This is a genomic window from Delftia sp. JD2, assembly GCF_001682645.1.
GTDB lineage: Bacteria > Pseudomonadota > Gammaproteobacteria > Burkholderiales > Burkholderiaceae_C > Comamonas > Comamonas acidovorans.
In genome coordinates this window covers 14,730-32,493 of the sequence record NZ_LFJT01000015.1, presented here as the reverse complement: position 1 = coordinate 32,493, position 17,764 = coordinate 14,730, and the positions used below count along the sequence as shown (strand labels likewise).

14 protein-coding genes and 1 other RNA gene are annotated in these 17,764 nt (G+C 67.5%); 4 read left to right on the top strand and 11 right to left on the bottom strand.

The features are described from left to right. Window positions 1-10: 10 nt before the first annotated feature. The 9 genes from mraZ to dapF form a co-directional block, all read right to left on the bottom strand. Window positions 11-439 (bottom strand): division/cell wall cluster transcriptional repressor MraZ, encoded by a 429-nt coding sequence (gene mraZ / locus ACM14_RS10500; protein ID WP_012203391.1) that lies wholly within the window; start codon window positions 437-439, stop codon window positions 11-13. A gap of 368 nt (window positions 440-807) precedes the next feature. Continuing rightward, window positions 808-2,127 (bottom strand): ATP-dependent protease ATPase subunit HslU, encoded by a 1,320-nt coding sequence (gene hslU, locus ACM14_RS10495; RefSeq protein ID WP_170962086.1) that lies wholly within the window; start codon window positions 2,125-2,127, stop codon window positions 808-810. A gap of 117 nt (window positions 2,128-2,244) precedes the next feature. After that, entirely contained in the window at window positions 2,245-2,790 is a 546-nt protein-coding gene (gene hslV, locus ACM14_RS10490) for an ATP-dependent protease subunit HslV (protein ID WP_012203389.1), read from the bottom strand. 124 nt (window positions 2,791-2,914) lie between these two features. Beyond that, window positions 2,915-4,696, bottom strand: a complete 1,782-nt coding sequence (locus tag ACM14_RS10485; RefSeq protein ID WP_065346114.1) for an STAS domain-containing protein — start codon at window positions 4,694-4,696, stop codon at window positions 2,915-2,917. A 45-nt stretch (window positions 4,697-4,741) separates the two neighbouring features. After that, window positions 4,742-5,236, bottom strand: coding sequence for an RNA polymerase-binding protein DksA (gene dksA / locus ACM14_RS10480; protein WP_012203387.1), 495 nt, complete (start codon window positions 5,234-5,236; stop codon window positions 4,742-4,744). Window positions 5,237-5,767: 531 nt separating this feature from the next. Beyond that, window positions 5,768-6,895, bottom strand: coding sequence for a GTP-binding protein (locus ACM14_RS10475; RefSeq protein ID WP_065346113.1), 1,128 nt, complete (start codon window positions 6,893-6,895; stop codon window positions 5,768-5,770). A gap of 134 nt (window positions 6,896-7,029) precedes the next feature. Then, entirely contained in the window at window positions 7,030-8,136 is a 1,107-nt protein-coding gene (locus ACM14_RS10470) for a tyrosine recombinase XerC (protein ID WP_084027346.1), read from the bottom strand. A gap of 14 nt (window positions 8,137-8,150) precedes the next feature. Next, entirely contained in the window at window positions 8,151-8,864 is a 714-nt protein-coding gene (locus ACM14_RS10465) for a DUF484 family protein (protein WP_012203384.1), read from the bottom strand. Continuing rightward, entirely contained in the window at window positions 8,861-9,721 is an 861-nt protein-coding gene (gene dapF, locus ACM14_RS10460) for a diaminopimelate epimerase (protein ID WP_013804117.1), read from the bottom strand. The genes ACM14_RS10465 and dapF overlap by 4 nt, the downstream gene beginning before the upstream one ends. A 115-nt stretch (window positions 9,722-9,836) precedes the next feature. Here dapF and ACM14_RS10455 point away from each other — a divergent pair, with 115 nt between their 5' ends. The 4 genes from ACM14_RS10455 (at window position 9,837) to ACM14_RS10440 (ending at window position 16,363) form a co-directional block, all read left to right on the top strand. Beyond that, window positions 9,837-11,507, top strand: coding sequence for an MBL fold metallo-hydrolase (locus ACM14_RS10455; RefSeq protein WP_065346112.1), 1,671 nt, complete (start codon window positions 9,837-9,839; stop codon window positions 11,505-11,507). Window positions 11,508-11,560: 53 nt separating this feature from the next. Beyond that, window positions 11,561-12,304 (top strand): pseudouridine synthase, encoded by a 744-nt coding sequence (locus tag ACM14_RS10450; protein WP_012203381.1) that lies wholly within the window; start codon window positions 11,561-11,563, stop codon window positions 12,302-12,304. 95 nt (window positions 12,305-12,399) lie between these two features. After that, the gene (locus tag ACM14_RS10445) at window positions 12,400-13,722 is read left to right on the top strand and encodes a sigma-70 family RNA polymerase sigma factor (protein ID WP_065346111.1); all 1,323 of its coding nucleotides are present in this window, start codon (window positions 12,400-12,402) and stop codon (window positions 13,720-13,722) included. Window positions 13,723-13,876: 154 nt separating this feature from the next. After that, window positions 13,877-16,363, top strand: coding sequence for a TonB-dependent siderophore receptor (locus tag ACM14_RS10440; protein ID WP_065346110.1), 2,487 nt, complete (start codon window positions 13,877-13,879; stop codon window positions 16,361-16,363). Window positions 16,364-16,407: 44 nt separating this feature from the next. Here ACM14_RS10440 and rnpB read toward each other — a convergent pair. Further along, window positions 16,408-16,840: RNase P RNA component class A (gene rnpB, locus ACM14_RS10435), an RNA gene on the bottom strand. Window positions 16,841-16,896: 56 nt separating this feature from the next. Further along, the gene (locus ACM14_RS10430; protein WP_065346109.1) at window positions 16,897-17,691 is read right to left on the bottom strand and encodes a helix-turn-helix domain-containing protein; all 795 of its coding nucleotides are present in this window, start codon (window positions 17,689-17,691) and stop codon (window positions 16,897-16,899) included. Window positions 17,692-17,764: the final 73 nt, after the last annotated feature.

The following is a 17,764-nucleotide window of genomic DNA, read 5'->3' as shown; positions in this document are numbered from 1 at the left end:
CGCCTCTTTCCTAGAAAGCAAAATCCTGGAAGGCCGCAGGCATTTCTTCCTGCATGGCCTTCGCTTCATGTGCCTCATAAGTGGCCTTGTCCCACAGCTCGAAATGGTTGCCCATGCCCAGCAGCACGACCTCCTTGGTCAGACCCACGGCTTCACGCAGCTCGGGCGACACCAGCACGCGGCCGGTGGCATCCATGTCCACGTCCATGGCGTTACCCAGGAAGATGCGCTTCCACCACTGCGCCGACATGGGCAGCTGCGCGATCCGCTCGCGAAACTGCAGCCACTCCGTGCGCGGGAACAGCATCAGGCAACCGTGGGGATGTTTGGTGAGGGTGACCTGGCCCTGGGCCATGGCCACAAGGGCGTCGCGATGCCGGGTCGGCACAGACAGCCGCCCCTTTCCATCGAGATTCAGCGAGGACGCCCCTTGAAACACGGTCAGTCACCCCGGTCGGTTGGAGCCATCGCGTCCCGGAAATCGGGGCACAAAGGCAACTTTCACCACTTAATTGCACTTTTTTGCACTGTAGCAGCAATTTGGTGTTTCACAACCCGGGAATGGACAATTATTTGCAATGAAATCAACAACTTAGAAGCCGAATGCAATGTGAGTGGTGACAAAAATCCCTGGCTTTACAAGTACTTAGAGGACTGACTGCAAGTGATCTCTCAAAGCCTGCACGCAATTGCAACGATTCAATTCGCTGGCGACCGGTTGCAACTCGGGCAACCCTCCTACAAAAAGTGACTGCCCGGCAATGCGGGCAGTCACTTCGGTGGCGGCTGCGCGGCAGCCGGCCCGTTTCAGAGGATGAAGCGCGAGAGGTCTTCGTCCTGGCTCAGGGACTGCAGACGCTGGTCCACGTAGGCCGCGTCGATGGAGATGGTCTGGCCGGACAGATTGGCCGCGTCGAAGCTGACCTCGTCCAGCAGGCGCTCGAGCACGGTGGACAGGCGGCGCGCGCCGATGTTCTCGGTGCGCTCGTTGACATCGAAGGCGATGCCGGCGAGCCGGGTGATGCCTTCGGGCGTGAATTCCAGCGTGACGCCTTCGGTGGCCAGCAGCGCCTGGTACTGCTTGACCAGGGAGGCATGGGTCTGGGTGAGGATGGCCTCGAAGTCCTGGACCGACAGCGAGTCCAGCTCCACGCGGATCGGGAAGCGCCCCTGCAGTTCGGGGATGAGGTCGCTGGGCTTGGACAGGTGGAAGGCGCCCGAGGCGATGAACAGGATGTGGTCGGTCTTGACCACGCCGTACTTGGTGGAGACGCTGGTGCCTTCGACCAGGGGCAGCAGGTCGCGCTGCACGCCCTGGCGCGAGATGTCGGAGCCGCTGGTTTCCTGGCGCGTGGCCACCTTGTCGATCTCGTCGATGAAGACGATGCCGTTCTGCTCGGCATTGGCGATGGCGCGGGTGCGCACGTCTTCCTCGTTGACCAGTTTTGCCGCTTCCTCGTCGGTCAGCAGCTTCATGGCCTCGGCAATGCGCAGTTTGCGCGTCTTGCGCTTTTCCTGGCCCATGTGGCTGAACATGCCGCGCAGCTGCTCGGCCATCTCTTCCATGCCCTGGGGACCCATGATCTGCACCTGGGGCGGCGCGTCGGCGACATCGATCTCTATTTCCTTGTCGTCGAGCTGGCCCTCGCGCAGCTTCTTGCGGAAAACCTGGCGTGCCGTGTTGTCGGCGGCCACCTCGCCGCTGCGGGCCTGGGGCACGAGCACGTCGAGGATGCGGTCCTCGGCCGCGTCTTCGGCGCGCAGGCGCAGCTTCTTCATGTCGGCCTCGCGCGTCTGCTTGACGGCCACCTCGGCCAGGTCGCGGATGATGGCATCCACGTCCTTGCCCACGTAGCCCACTTCGGTGAACTTGGTGGCCTCGACCTTGATGAAGGGGGCATCGGCCAGCCGCGCCAGGCGGCGCGCGATCTCGGTCTTGCCCACGCCTGTGGGGCCGATCATGAGGATGTTCTTGGGCGTGATCTCCTGGCGCAGGCCGTCGGCCACGTTCTGGCGGCGCCAGCGGTTGCGCAGCGCGATGGCCACGGCGCGCTTGGCGCCAGCCTGGCCGACGATGTGGCGGTCCAGTTCGGAGACGATCTCCTGGGGGGTCATGGCAGAGGACATGGTGTGTATTCGATGCATTGCGCCGCCAGCCCCGTTGCCTGGCCGCTGGCGACTGTGAGTTTCAATGCCGTGCGTTTCGATCGCCGGCCTGCTGGGCAAGCCGGCGCCGCGCGGGTGTCAGAGCGTCTCGACCGTGTGGTGCATGTTGGTGTAGATGCACAGCTCGCCGGCGATGGCCAGCGACTTGCGCACGATCTCCTCGGCCGACAGCTCGGTATTGGTCAGCAGCGCCTTGGCCGCCGAGTGCGCATAGGCGCCGCCCGAGCCGATGGACACGATGCCCTGCTCGGGCTCCAGCACGTCGCCGTTGCCGGTGATGATCAGCGAGGCCGATGCGTCGGCCACGGCCAGCATGGCCTCCAGACGGCGCAGCACGCGGTCGGTGCGCCAGTCCTTGGTCAGCTCGATGGCTGCGCGCGTCAGGTGGCCCTGGTGCTTTTCCAGCTTGGCCTCGAAGCGCTCGAACAGCGTGAAGGCGTCTGCCGTGGCGCCGGCAAAGCCGGCAAGCACCTTGCCGTGGTAGAGCTTGCGCACCTTGCGCGCCGTGCCCTTGACGACGATGTTGCCCAATGTGACCTGGCCATCGCCACCGATGGCGACCTGCACGCCTTCGGGGGTCTGCCGGCGCACGCTGATGATGGTGGTGCCGTGATACTGTTCCATAGCGGTGCCAGATGAGGGCGAAGGCGGCCTTCTCAAGGGCCTGCTCAAAGAATGCCCACGCGCTCTTCGCGGCGGGTGCGCCGTCCTGCCGGAAGAGGTGTGGCGCAGCCGCTGCGCGGCAGGATCAGTCCCGCCGTGGAGTGACCTGCGCGTGCTCCTGGATGCCGATCACATTGAAGAACACCGCCACCAGCTGGTGCAGCTGGCCGAACTGCAGCACATGGCCCAGCGACTGCATGTGGGCAGCCCAGTTGAGCACGGAGCCGGCTGCCGCAAAGTCCATGCGCACCAGTTGGGTGCAGTCGATGAACACGGGCTCGCCCAGGCTGGCCCCCTCCTGCACCGGGTCCAGCCAGGTGGAGGCATCGCCTTCAATGGTGCCGGCCAGCGCAAATCGCACGGCGTCCGCCGTGGCAGCAATGCCTGCCTGCAGGGGCGCATCCGCGCCCTCGGTTTCGACGGCTTGCGTCAGGCACTGGCAGACCGGGTCCACCCACGAGGGAGGCGAGACCTCATAGGTGACGCAGTAGTCCAGCGCCACCAGCTCGAAATCATCCTGCCGGTTCATCAAACGCAGCACCGCCATGCGCAACCGCCACCACAGCGTATCCACGCTGGAATCGCCCGAGGGAGCCAGCGTGCCCAGCAGCGCCAGCAGCCGGTCCGCATTGAGCAGCACGAACACGCCCTGTGAGCCCGCCCATTGCTGCAGCAGCGCCTCCAGGGGCGTGGCCGCCGCATCGTCGATGCCGGCCACGGCAGCCCAGTCCAGGCTCCAGGGGCTGGAAGCCTTGGCCTGGGAGGCCTTCAGCGCCGTCACGGCACTCGGCGTGATCTGTGCAGGTGCGCTCCAGCGCCAGCCACGCCCTGCCGCTGCGCCCGGCATGGACACCACGGGGGCGGTGCGCTGTTGCGGCATCGCAAACCATTGGGGAGCGGAGCGGCCGAAGCGCGCCGCGAATTCGATGCCCGCCTTGTCGAACTGCAGCGGGCGGTCGGCCGCACGGTACAGGTCCAGCAAGGCCAGCCAGACCGGCAGCTGCGCGGGAACATCGCGCCGGTCGATCAGCTCCAGCATGCCCTGCTCGGCACCATCCACCTCGCCATTGGCAAAGAGGATGGCCGGCTCTTCCAGGTCGGGATCGTGCTCGAACACCACGAAGCAGGGCGGCACCATGTCCATGGGCTGCGGCGGAGAGACCTCGGTGGCCGCGAAGGCGGGCAGGAAATCGGTTGCCCCCTCCAATGGCCGCAGGGGGCGGGCCATGGGCATGGGGTCAATGATGGGAGCCGTCGAGACGGAGGGCACCTGCGGCGCAGGTGCCAGGCTCATGGGCAAGGTGGTGGCAAAGGCCGCCACGTCGCCGGCCGAGGCAATGGCCGGCGGCACCACGTCGCTGAGCATGGGAATCTGCCCAGACGGCGGCGGCTGCTTGCGAAACGAGGCCGGAGCGGGGTTGCCGCCCGCAGGCAGCGCCATGGGAATGGTGGTTGCATCGGCCGCCTGCTTGCCCCGCCACCATTGCTGGGACATCTGGGCCTCGATCTCGTCGATCTTCTTGAGCGTGACGGCGCGTTCACCGGAGGATTTGGAGCTCAGCAGGCTGCTGAGAAATTGCGAGCCCTGCGCGGCGGGGCCGGGCACACCGACCGGTGCGCTGCCCGGCCTGGAGGCCTGTTGCAGCTCGGCCTGGCGCAGGCGGCGCAGCTGGTCGAACTCGCGCTTGCGCACGAAATCGTTGCGGCGCTTGCGCTCGATCATTTCCTTGAGCGCCTGCTTGCTGTACTGGCTTTCCTGCTCCCCGTCCAGGCCGTCGAGGTCGGACCAATTGACCGTAGGGTGGCGCACAAAGCGCACCACCTTGGACAACAACCCCCCCGATTTGCTGCTCTCTTCTTTTGCCATGGCGAGTCAGATTAGCACCGACGGCCTGCAGGCCGTTGCTGCAACTCAATCCCCATACATCTTCTGCTTGAGCTCACGGCGCTGCTGGGCTTCCAGCGACAGCGTGGCCGTGGGGCGGGCCAGCAGGCGGCCCACGCCGATGGGCTCGCCGGTCTCGTCGCAGTAGCCGTAGTCGCCTGCGTCGATGCGTGCAATGGATTGCTCGATCTTCTTGAGCAGCTTGCGTTCGCGGTCGCGCGTGCGCAGTTCCAGCGCATGCTCTTCCTCGATGGTGGCGCGGTCGGCCGGATCGGGAACCACCACGGTGTCCTCGCGCAGGTTTTCTGCCGTCTCACCCGCGTTGGTGTGCATGTCGTGCTTGAGAGTGAGCAGCTTGAGGCGGAAGAACGCCATCTGCTTCTCATTCATGTATTCGTCATCCGACATGGCCAGCACTTCGGCATCCGTCAGTTCTTCCACCGACTTGGTCTTCCAGGCATTGGCCAGCTTGGGGTCTCGTTTCGTCGATCCCGACGAAGGCGTTTGCGTAGTGGTAGGCATAGTGTTGGTTTCGCTAACTTAGTCCGCGCCGAGGGCTTCGGACGGGGCCATGGATGGTACTGTCAATCGGGGCGCCCGGGTCGAATGCCGTGTAGGACAGCCGATCGCCGCAGTTGCGGAACCTGCCGGCTTCCCCGTGCGGCGGGGTGCGGCAATCCAGGCCGTGCGGCGGCCGTGCGTGCAAAGAGCCCTTTTGCGGTCAGCAAGGGACACCAGGTCGGCAACGCCGACCGCAGTGCGGACCGCGGCCTTCTGGCTTGCAGCCGGGGCCGGTGCGGCCACTGACGGCTTCTTGCTGGATTCGGCGCTCACTTGCTGTCTCCTCACGGTATGGGCGACCCCTGCGGGGCAGTCCATTGGGCTTGGGGGCTCTCTTCAGGGGCGCGATTGTATCGATGCTCTACAGGAGCGCAAGCCGTTGCACATACCCCACAGGAATGCACAGGGGCCGCCCACGCATGCGGGCGGCCCCTGTGTCATTCAGATGTCAGCAAAAAGCCATCCGATTGCCCACAAAGGTTCACAAAAAACTCAGACCAGGCACTGCTCCAGGCCCTGCAGGAAGATGTCCTGGGGCAGGTCGATGCCAATGAAGACCATCTTGCTCTGGCGCTTTTCGCCCTCGGCCCACTGCGGTCCCAGGTCGCTGCCCATGAGCTGGTGCACGCCCTGGAAAATGACCTTGCGCTCCGTGCCCTGCATGTTCAGCACGCCCTTGTAGCGCAGCATGCGCGGGCCGTAGATGTTGACGATGGCGCCCAGGAAGTCCTCCAGGCGGGCAGGGTCAAAGGCACGGTCGGCACGGTAGACGAAGCTCTTGACGTCGTCATCGTGGTGATGGTGGTGCGGATGCTTGCAGTGCTCGCCGTGCTCGTGGTCATGGGCGTGGGCGTGGTCGTGCCCGCAGTTCTCGTCGTGCTCATGGCCATGGTCGTGGCCGCAGTGCTCGTCATGCTCATGCTTGTGGCCATGGTCATGTCCGTGGTCGTGGTCGTGGTCGTCTTCCTTGAGGAAGTCGGGATCGATGTCCAGCTTGGCATTGAGGTTGAAGCCGCGCAGGTCGAAGACTTCGTTCAGGGGCACTTCGCCGAAATGCACGGCGCGGATGGGCGCGCGCGGGTTCATGTGCTTGAGGCGGTGGATGAGCGCGTTCTTCTCGTCCTCGCTGACCAGGTCGGTCTTGGACAGGAACAGCTGGTCGGCAAAGCCGACCTGGCGGCGCGCCTCCTGGCGATCATCCAGCTGCTGGTTGGCGTGCTTGGCATCGACCAGGGTGAGAATGGAATCGATCAGATAGGTCTCGGCGATCTCGTCGTCCATGAAGAAGGTCTGGGCGACGGGGCCGGGATCGGCCAGGCCCGTGGTCTCGATCACGATGCGGTCGAACTCCACCAGGCCCTTGCGGCGCTTGGCGGCCAGCAGCTGCAGGGTTTCGCGCAGGTCTTCGCGGATGGTGCAGCAGATGCAGCCGTTGCTCATCTGCAGGATCTGCTCCTTGGACTCCGTCCTGAGGATGTCGGTGTCGATGTTCTCTTCGCCGAACTCGTTCTCGATCACGGCGATCTTCATGCCGTGGGACTCGCTGAGCACGCGCTTGAGCAGCGTGGTCTTGCCCGAGCCCAGGAAGCCGGTGAGGATGGTGACGGGAATCAGTGCCATGGGATTGCTTTCAGAAAATTCAGCAAAGGGAAGCGGCAAGGCCCGTCCACCATGGACGGGCCTTGTCGAAAAGACGTTCCGAATAAGTTTAGCGAGCCTGTCAAGTGCCGTTTTGCCAGAGGGCTTGGCCTTTTTTATCGGAGGCCGCCCTTTTCATCGCTATCGCCATTGCCATCGCCACTGTCGCTGCCGTCCCCACTGTGGCGCCGCGCGCGCGGATGGGCGCTCTCGTAGGCCTGGGCCAGATGCTGGAAATCCAGGCGCGTGTAGATCTGCGTGGTCGAGATGCTGGCGTGGCCCAGCAATTCCTGCACGGCGCGCAGGTCGCCGCTGGACTGCAGCATGTGGCTGGCAAACGAATGCCGCAGCACATGGGGATGGACACCGGCCGACAGGCCGGCCTGCTGGCCGCGCTGGCGCAGCCGCGCCCAGACCGACTGCGCACCCAGGCGTTCGCCGCGCCGGCCAATGAACAGCGCCGGCTCCTGCCGCGCCGCCTGGGCCGCCGCGCCAGCCAGGCCCGTCTCCCGCAAGGCCAGCCAGCGCTGCAGCGCCTGCAGCGCGGCGGCGCCCACGGGCACGGTGCGCCGCTTGCCGCCCTTGCCCTGCACGTGGGCGTCGGCGGCCTGCAAATCTATCCAGCCACGGCCCTGGCGTTGCGTGTTCTGGCCGGGCGCCACGTCCAGGCCCACCAGCTCGCCCACGCGCAGGCCGCAGCTGTAGAGGAGTTCGGTGATGGCGGCGTCACGTGCCTCGATCCAGGGGTCGGCGTCGGCGTTGCTGAAGGCGGCCAGCTGCACCGCGTCATCCACGCCCAATGCCTTGGGCAGGGGTTTGGGGGCCTTGGGACCGCGCACGCCCTCGACGGGATTGAAGGGCACCAGCGATTGCTGGGCTGCCCAGCGGAAGAAGCTGCGCCAGCCCGACAGGATGAGCGCAATGCCGCGCGGACTGCGGCCCCGGGAATGCATCTGGGCCACGAAGCGGCGGATATGGGCGGGCTGCAGCGCCAGCAGCTCCTGGCCGGCGTCGCGGGCCATGGTGCAAAGCCGGGCCATGTCCAGCGCATAGAGTGCGCAGGTGCGGTCGGCCAGGCGCTTTTGCACGCGCACATGCTCCAGATAGGCATGGACGGCGGCGGGGAGCGTCGCCAGGTTTTCCGCCGCCAGGTTCTCTGCCGCCAGATCCTCTGCCGGAATGTCGCCTTCCGGGAGCCCGTCCCTGTCCGATGCTCCCGGCATGGGCTTTCAGCCGGTCAGCCGCGCGCCAGGGTCAGCGGCACGGGCCGCATGCGCGACAGGGCCGCGCTGGCCAGGGCCGAGATGCGCGAGAGGAATTCCGTGCCCATGGTGGCCTCGAAGCGCAGCGGATCGGGAGACCCCAGGACCAGCATGCCGAAGGCATTGGCCGGGTTGATGCTGTCGCCGTCATGCAGCGTGAGCAGGGCCAGGGACTGGGCCGCATCGGGATCGACCAGCCAGCCGCCGGGCTCGAAGCCCATGTTGGGGCCGCAAAACGGCATGGTCAGCGATGCCGCGAAGGACTTGGCGTCCTCGCTGACGCCCATGGTGTAGATGCTGCTGGTCTGGGCGCCGGAGACGTTCCACAGGCGCAGGGCCACCTGGGGCACCTCGAAGACATGCTGCAGACTGGCCGTGAGCGCGTGGGGCAGCTCGCGCAGGTCCTGGACCTTGGCCAGTGCGCAGCTCCAGGCATGCAGCTTGTCGCCGATGGAGGCGTTCTCGCTGCTGTGGCGCATCATGTCCATGATGCGGTGCTCCAGGCCCTTGATCTTCTCGCGCAGCATCTCGGCCTGGCGTTCCTGCAGGCTGACGGTACGCGGGCTGTGGCTGCTGACCAGCTGCACACGCGCGAGCATCTCGGCGTGGCGCTCGAAGAATTCCGGATGGTTCAGCAGGTAGTCGGCAATCGTCTCTTCGGTGACGGCGATATCGGTAGTGCTGTTCATGGCTGGTCGGGAACCTCGATCTGTCCTTCAAAAACAAACTCTGCGGGGCCGGTCATGCGCACTGCGCCGCCGTCCCACTCGATGGTCAGCCGGCCGCCGCGGGTGTGCACATCGACGCGCGCGTCGAGCAGCCCCCAGCGAATGCCGGCCACCACGGCCGCGCAGGCGCCCGTGCCGCAGGCCAGCGTCTCGCCGGCACCGCGCTCGTAAACACGCAGCCGGATCTGGCCGCGATCGACGATCTGCATGAATCCCGCATTGACGCGCTGGGGAAAGCGCGCATGGCGCTCGATCAGCGGGCCCCAGGTGGCCACGGGGGCGTGGTCCACATCGTCCACCAGTTGCACCGCATGCGGGTTGCCCATGGAAACGGGGGCGATCCAGACCGTGGCCTCGTCGCCCAGCTGCAGAGGCCATTGCTGCGCCGCACCCAGCGGGCGGGGCACAAGGTCTGCACTATTGAAGGGCACCAGGGAGGGCTCCAGCACGGGCTGGCCCATGTCCACGGTGACGCGGCCATCGGCATGCAGCTCGGGAGCGATGAGGCCGGCCAGCGTCTGCACGCGGATGACGGACTTGCCGGTCAGGCCCTTGTCGTGCACATAGCGCGCAAAGCAGCGCGCGCCATTGCCGCACTGCTCGACCTCGCCGCCGTCGGCGTTGTGGATCACATATTCGAAATCGATGCCTTCGGCGGGCGAGGGCCGCACCGTGAGGATCTGGTCGGCGCCCACGCCGAATTGGCGATGGGCGAGGAAGCGGTACTGGGCTGCGCTCAGGCCCAGCGGGCCGGCGGTTTCGTCGAGGACCACGAAATCGTTGCCAGCGCCCTGCATCTTGGTAAAGCGGATCTGCATCCGGCGATTATCCCCTGCACGGCAGCCTCATGGCGCAATCCGGGGCCATGCCCCGCAGCAGTACTTGCGTCTCTTGCGCAACAGCGGCGGGCGGGCCAATCCGCATAATGCCCCCATGACCCGCCCCAGCCAGCTCCTGCACCCCCAGCGCCAGCCTGTAGACACGCTCAAGGCCTCCACCGTCCTGCTGCTGCGCGACCGCGCCGATGGCCAGGGGCTGGAGGTGCTGATGACGCGGCGCTCGCCCAAGGCCAGCTTCGTGCCCAGCGCCTATGTCTTCCCGGGCGGCGGCATCGAGGCCCAGGACGCGGCCGAGGCCGCCCATGCCCGCGCCAGCACCCGCCCGGCCCAGGCTGGCGACGGACTGCGCATCACCCAGGCCATCGCCGGCCTGCGCGAGACCTTCGAGGAGCTCGGCATTTTGCTGGCCCATGACGCCCAGGGCCGGCCGGTATCTGCCGCCGAACTGGCCACGCTGGACCGCAAGGCGCCGCTGGTGCCCCAGTGCGAGGCACGCGGCCTGCGCCTGGCCGTGGATGCGCTGTGGTACCTGGCCCACTGGACGGCCGACCGCGACCAGCCCCGGCGCTTCGATGTGCCCTTCTTCGTGGCGCGCATGCCCGAGGATCAGGAACCCGACGCCGACGGGTCGGAACAGTTCGAGCCCATCTGGGTGCGCCCGCAGGAAGCGCTGGAGCGCCACCGCGCGGGCAGCTTCCCCATGATCTTCCCCACCATCCGCACGCTGGACCGGCTCAGCCGCTTCACGGGCACCGCAGCCGTGTTCGCCGCCCTGCAAGGCGAGCAGCCGCTGTGGCAGTGCTGCCCGCGCACCGGCTTTCTCAATGGCAAGGAAGCCCGCCACATGGAGGACGAGGCCCCCTTCGGCGAGCTGGAAATGGTCTGCCCGGACGGCCAGATCCTGCACACGCTGGACTGGCAGAGCGAGCGCGCCGTGCCACTGCGCAAGAACCTGCTGCGCCTGACGGCACCCAACCCCGGCGTGATGACCGGCCCCGGCACCAACAGCTATCTGGTGGGCGATGCCGCCACGGGCTACGCCGCCATCGACCCCGGCCCGGCCGATGCCGCCCATGTGCAGCGCCTGTTCGATGCGGCGGGCGGCGACATACGCCACATCCTGTGCACGCATTCCCATGCCGACCACTCGCCGGGCGCCGCGCTGCTGCAGGCGCTGGCCGTGCAGGCCGGCAGGCCCAGGCCCGCCATTGGCGGCCTGCCCTCGGCGCCCACGGCCCGGCCGGCCAGCCGCTTCACCCCCGACTACGCACTGACCGACGGCCAGCGCATCGTGCTGCAGGATGCGCAAACTGGCACCACCCACACCCTGCAGGCCGTGTTCACGCCCGGCCATGCGGCCAACCATGTGTGCTTTGTGCTGGAGGAAGACGCCCTGCTGTTCAGCGGCGACCACATCCTCAATGGCAGCACCACCATCATCGATCCGCCTGACGGCAACATGCGCGACTACATCGATTCGCTGGACAGGCTCGACGCGCTGTGCGCCGCGCACGATGTGCGCTTCATCCTGCCGGCCCATGGCTATGTGCTGGGCTTTGCGCGCCAGGCGATCGCCAAACTCAAGGCCCACCGGCTGGCGCGCGAGGCCAAGGTGCTGGCCGCCATGCAAAAACAGCCCGACGGCAGCGTGCAGGACTGGGTGCGGCTGGCCTATGACGACGCCCCGCCGCAGCTGTGGCCGATTGCCGAGCGCTCGCTGCTGGCGCATGTGGAGCGCATCCGTGCGCTGTGCGGGCGGCAATGACCGGCAATGACCGACGACGCGCGCGGGGCCTGGTATCTGGTTAAGCTGCGCGCATGTCTGAATCTGAAAGCGTTCGCCTGGCCAAGCGCCTGGCCGAACAGGAACAATGCTCGCGCCGCGAGGCCGAACTGCATATCACCGCCGGCAACGTCCAGGTGGACGGCAAGGTCGTGCAACTGCCCGAGACGCGCGTGCGCCCCGAGCAGCAGGTCACGCTGCGCAGCGGCGCCCAGCCCGAGGCCGTGCCGCCCGTCACCCTGCTGATGAACAAGCCTGCGGGCTACACCCAGGGCCGGCCCTATGGCCGGGTGCGCAGCGCCCACTCCCTGCTGGGCGAAGCCAGCATGGCCCAGGTGGACACGCCCATGCCGCTGCTGGTGCTGGCCCAGCACTTCAAGAACCTGGAATCCTTCCTGCCCCTGCCGCTGCCGGCCAGCGGCCTCATCGTCTACACCCAGGACAAGCGCGTGGCGCGCAAGCTGGGCGAGGAAGGCATGTGGCTGGAGCAGGAATGCATCGTCGGCGTCGAGGGCCAGATCCACGAGGACGGACTGGAGCTGATGAAGGCCGGCCTGCCGATCGGCAAGCGCCAGCTGCCGCCCTGCCGCGTGAGCTGGCAGAACGAGAACCACCTGCGCTTTGCGCTCAAGGGCATCGCCCCCGACGAGATCGACGCCATGTGCACCGAAGTGGGCCTGCGCGTGGTCAGCCTGCGCCGCCTGCGCATTGGCCGCCTCTCTCTGGCCAAGGTGCCCGAGGGCCAGTGGCGCTACCTGATGCCCTGGGAGCGGTTCTAGGCCGGCATTGCCGGGTGCGCGGCGGGCAGCACATTCGGCAAATGAGAATCATTTCATAGAATGCAGGATTCCTGTGCTGCCTTCGGGCCTCCCGCATGCCTGCGCCCGCCTCTTCCTCTTCTTCCCTGCTGAGCACCTTCCAGGACAGCTACCACGAGCTGGTGCGCTTCGTTGCGCGCCGCGCCGGCCCGCAGGCCGCGCGTGACCTGGTGCATGACGCCTGGATACGCCTGGCCGAACGCCAGCGCGGCGAAAGCGATGCGCCCGCCGCGCCGGACAGTCCGCCAGGCGCCAGCCGCGCCTATCTCTACGCGGTGATGGAGAACATCGCCATCGACCACCTGCGCCATGGCCAGCGCACGGCCGAGCGCTTTGACACCAGCGCGAGGGAAGGCGAGCCGCCCTCCCCCCTCAGCCCCGATGTGGCCGACACCCATTCCTACCGCCAGGCCCTGGCCGGGGTCGAAGGCGCCCTGGCGCAGCTGCCGGCGCGCTGCCGCGACATCTTCCTGGCCGACCGCATCGAGGGCGCCTCGCATGCCGAGCTGGCCGAGCGCCACGGCGTCTCGGTCAAAACCGTGGAACGCGAGGTCATGCGCGCCATGGACAGCGTGGAAGCCTCGCTGCGCCGCTGGCGCGGAGACACCGCCGCACCCGCACCACGCACGGGCCGCCGCCGCGCCCTGTCCACCCTGCTGGGGATGGCGGGCCTGGGTGTCGGCAGCCCGGCGATCTGGCTGGCCTGGCGCCAGTGGATGCCGCAGTACCAGGTGCGACTGGCCACGGCCACCGGCCGCCTGCTGAACCAGCCCCTGCCCGACGGCAGCAGCTTGACGCTGGACGCCGCCAGCCGTGCCGAGGTGGACTTCTACGCCACGCGCCGCCAGGTGCAGCTGCTGGCCGGCAGCGCCTTCTTCGACGTGGCGCGCGACACGGAACGGCCCTTCGTGGTCCAGGCGGCGGACGTACAGGTCACCGTGCTGGGCACGCGCTTCGAGGTGGCGCTGGAGGACGATGCGGTGCTGGTCGCCGTCGATGCGGGCCGCGTGCAGGTGCGCGACGGCAGCGGCGCCCGGCATGAACTGGGCGCAGGCCAGATGCTGCGCCTGGCGCCAGGTCAGACGGCCGCCGTGCAAACCGTTGCGGCAGTGGCCGCCTGGCGCGAAGGCTGGCTGGACTTCCAGAACACGCCGCTGGCCGAGGTCGCCCGGCGCCTGGAGCGCTACAGCCTGCAGCCACTGCGCGTGGAGCCCGACGCCGCCGCCCTGCCCGTGCTCGGGCGCGTGCGCATTGCGGCGGCCCAGGGCTGGCTGCGCATGCTCCCGCGCACCCTGCCGGTCAGCGTGCAGGAAGAGGTGCAGGAAAAGGAACAGGGCCCGGGAACCGGGCGCACCCTGGTCATCCGCCGCCGCAGCTGATGCGCTGATGCGCCCATAGCCCCGGAATGCACGGCGCATGCGCACCAGGCGTGAGGGAATGTCTGCGCCCGTTCGTATAGGCATGAGGACCCGGGAACGCGACGCATTCGCAGCCCGGGAATCGCCATTGCCCAGATCCGCCACGGGACCTTCCATGTCTTCCTTCCCCTCCAAGCCTTCCCGCCTTGTCTGCAGCCTTGCCCGCCACCATGCCGTTGCCGCGGGCATCGCGCTGCTGGCCCTGCAGCTGTCTCCAGCCGCGCTGGCCCAGGCGGCACCGGCCCCGGCCACGGCCGCCAGCACCGACTTCCACATTCCCGCCCAGCCGCTGGACCAGGCGCTGGCCCAACTGGCCCGCCAGGCTGGCCTGCAGCTGCTGGCCGCGCCCGAACTGGTGCAGGGCCGCCGTGCGCCCGCCGTGGAAGGGCGCCTGAGCACCGCCGCCGCCGTGGCCCGGCTGCTGCGCGGCAGCGGGCTGGAAGGCCATGTGAGCCAGGGCACGCTGGTGGTGGAAAAGCCCGCCGGCACCGTGGCCCTGCCCGAAGTCACGGTCTCCGCCGTGGGCGAGACCACGACCACCGAGGGCTCGGGCTCCTACACCACGGGGCTGATGAGCACATCGACCAAGCTGCCGCTGTCCATCCGCGAGACGCCCCAGTCCCTCACCGTGGTCACGCGCCAGAAGATGGACGACCAGGGCATGCTGTCCATCGACGACGTGGCCAACAGCGCCACCGGCATCACCATCAACCGCTGGAGCGACGACCGGGCGCGCTATTTCTCGCGCGGGTTCGTGATCGGTTCCTTCCTGCAGGACGGCGTACCCGTCTCGTATGAAACCGACACCTCCACCTACGACACCATGGCCATGTACGACCACGTGGAAGTGGTGCGCGGCCCCACGGGGCTGATGACGGGCGTGGGCGACCCTTCGGGCACCATCAACTTCGTGCGCAAGCGCGCGCCGCGCACCACCCAGCGCTCGGTCACCCTGCGCGGCGGCAGCTGGAACCAGGCCGTGGGCGAGGTCGATGTGGGCGGCGCCCTCAACGAGGACGGCTCGGCGCGCGGGCGTGTGGTGGCCTCGGCCCAGTCGCGCGACCACTTCATCGATGGCTATAGCAGCCGCCGCCAGCTGCTGTACGGCACCGCCGAGTTCGACCTGGGGCGCGACACCACGCTGAGCGTGGGCGGCTCCTATGTGAACGAGGACAACCCCGGCTCGCAATGGATGGGCGTGCCCATGGGCTTCGATGGCTCCTTCCTCGACATTGCGCGATCCAGGCGTTTCTCGCCCTCCTGGAGCAAATGGGACAAGAAGGAGGTCAGCCTGTTCGCCGACCTGGAGCACCGCTTCGACAACGGCTGGAAGGCCAGGCTGGCCGCGCGCGCCCTGCAGGCCCAGTCCGCGCTGGACGGCGCCTACCTGGTCTCGGGCGGCCTGGACGACCAGGGCCGCACGCGCTACGACGTGGCCGGCGGCCTCTACGACTACGACAAGCGCCAGCTCAGCCTCGATGCCTCGGCCCAGGGCCCCGTGCGCCTGTTCGGCCGCGAGCATGACCTGGCCTTCGGCGTCAGCCGACGCACCATCCGCTGGAGCGACCAGGGCTACAGCTACCTGTCGCCCACGGGGGAATGGCTGATCGCCAATGGCGTCGATCCCTATACCTGGAACCCCGACTCGCTGGACCGCTCCGGCCTGCTGGCCGAAGACCTGTGGACGCGCCGCCAGAAGACCACGCTGACCTCGGCCTACGCCACGGGCCGCTTCCTGCTGGCCGAGCCACTGAACCTGATCGCCGGCGCGCGCCTGGACTGGTACGACTTCACCAACGTCCAGCGCCAGGGCAGCTGGAGCCGGGAGCGCCAATTCAGCGAGAAAGCCCATGCCACGCCCTATGCGGCGCTGACCTATGACATCAGCAAGACCTACTCGGCCTATGCCAGCTACACCAGCATCTTCCGGCCGCAGGATTTTCTGGATGTCTCGGGCAGCATGCTGGCGCCGGTGGAGGGCCGCAACTTCGAGCTGGGCCTCAAGGGCAGCTACCTGGACGAGCGCGTGAACCTGGCCGTTGCCGTGTTCAACACCACGCAGGACAACCTGCCCCAGGCCATCGCGGACATCAACTCCTGCACGGTGAAGACCAATTGCTACCGCTCGGTGGGCAAGGTCAGGAGCAAGGGGCTGGACGTGGACATCAGCGGCGAGATCCTGCCGCGCCTGAACGCCGGTCTCGGCTATACCTTCACCCAGGCCGAGATCGCCAGCGACAGCACCGACGGCGCCAAGGGCGCGCCCTATGCCAGCTACACGCCGCGCCACCAGCTCAAGCTGTCGGCCATGTACCACCTGGGCGGCGAGCTGGGCGCATGGCGCGTGGGCGGCGGCCTGCGCTACCAGAGCCGCACCACGTCCCAGTCGCTGACCAGCGCCGAAGGCTATGCAATCCGCCAGTCCGCCTATGCCGTGGCCGACCTGGTCATCGGCTATCGGGTGAACCGGCAGCTGGACCTGCAGATGAACATCAGCAACCTGTTCGACCGCCGCTATTTCGAGACCCTGGGCACGAACAACGGCGGCAACTATTTCGGCGTGCCGCGCAGGCTGCTGCTGACGGCCAAATACCAGTTCTGAACCGCCCATGAAAATGCCCCGCCGGTGGCGGGGCATGAAAGAAAGTGTGAAGCGCGCCGATAAGCCGGATTCTGTGCACGCGGTTGCCCGCATGTGACCGCCATTAATCTGGGCCGGGCGTCGCCGCCCGGCTCGGTGCTACCTACCCGCACACTCCGGGGGCCCCGTCAACGTGTGCCTACTTGGTATTGCTGCGCGTAGAGATTGCCCGTTTCACCCGGGGACGCGTTCCGCGTCCCCGGGTGGCTATGGGGCCCAGGCTTTCGCCTGGGCGTCTGGCTTGCGCCATCCGTCGCCAGCTTGCGCTGGCACCCCATAGAACACCAAGTTGGCGGCACATGTCCCCGACTCGTCTCTGTTGCTCTGATCCTCACCTCACGGTGGACAGCCGTTAGCTGCTACGCTGCCCTGTGCAGTCCGGACGTTCCTCCAGTGCCGTGTTTCCACGATTGCACCAGCGGCGGTCTGGCGTGCTTCACGGGCGGCATTATCTCGCGGCTTGGGCCGGGCTGCAGGCAGATGGCGCAACAGCCTCACGGCGGCATGCAGAACTCGCGGCGGAATTGTTCGGGTGAGGTGCCGGCCTCGCGCTGGAACATGGCAATGAAGGCCGAGGGCGTGCTGTAGCCCAGGTCATAGGCGATCTGCTGCACGCTCAGGCCGGCCTCCAGCGCGTCGATGGCCAGCAGGTAGCGCATGCGCTGGCGCCATTCGCCCAGGCCCATGCCCAGCTCGCGCTGGCAGTGGCGCGCCAGGGTGCGCTCGGTCATGTGCACGCTGGCGGCCCATTGGGCCAGGCTGCGGTGTTCCTCGGGCGCAGCGCGCATGCGGGTCAGCACTTCGACCAGGGCCGGGTGTTCGGCGGCCGGCAGATAGCCGGGCTCCACGGGGACGGCCCGCAACTGGTCGTAGAGCACACGGGCCAGGCGCAGGTCGGCATCCGTGGCGGGAATGTGCACGTCGCGCACGGCAAAGTCGGCCAGGATGGCCTTGACGATGGCGCCGATGCGCATGGAGCACGGCTGCGCCGGCAGCTCCCTGCACAGCGCAGGCGCCAGGTAGACCGAGCGGTAGACCACGGCGTGCGCCACGTGGCAGCTGTGCACCACGCCGGGCGGCACCCAGACGCCGTACTGCGGCGGCGAGACCCAGCGCTGGCCTGCCGTGTCCATGCACATGCTGCCGTGGGGCGTGTAGTTCAGGTGTCCCCAGCTGTGGCTGTGCGGCGGCACCTCGGTGTCGGCGCCGAATTCGTCGTAGCGGAAGTAGTACTCGCCCGGCACATCCTCGACGTTCTGGATGTGCATGGGCTTGCTGGGACGGGGCATGGCGGATGGTCCGGGTTGCGCTATCGATTGTCCTAAACCAGGGATGCACTCCAAGTCGGACAGAACGATCATA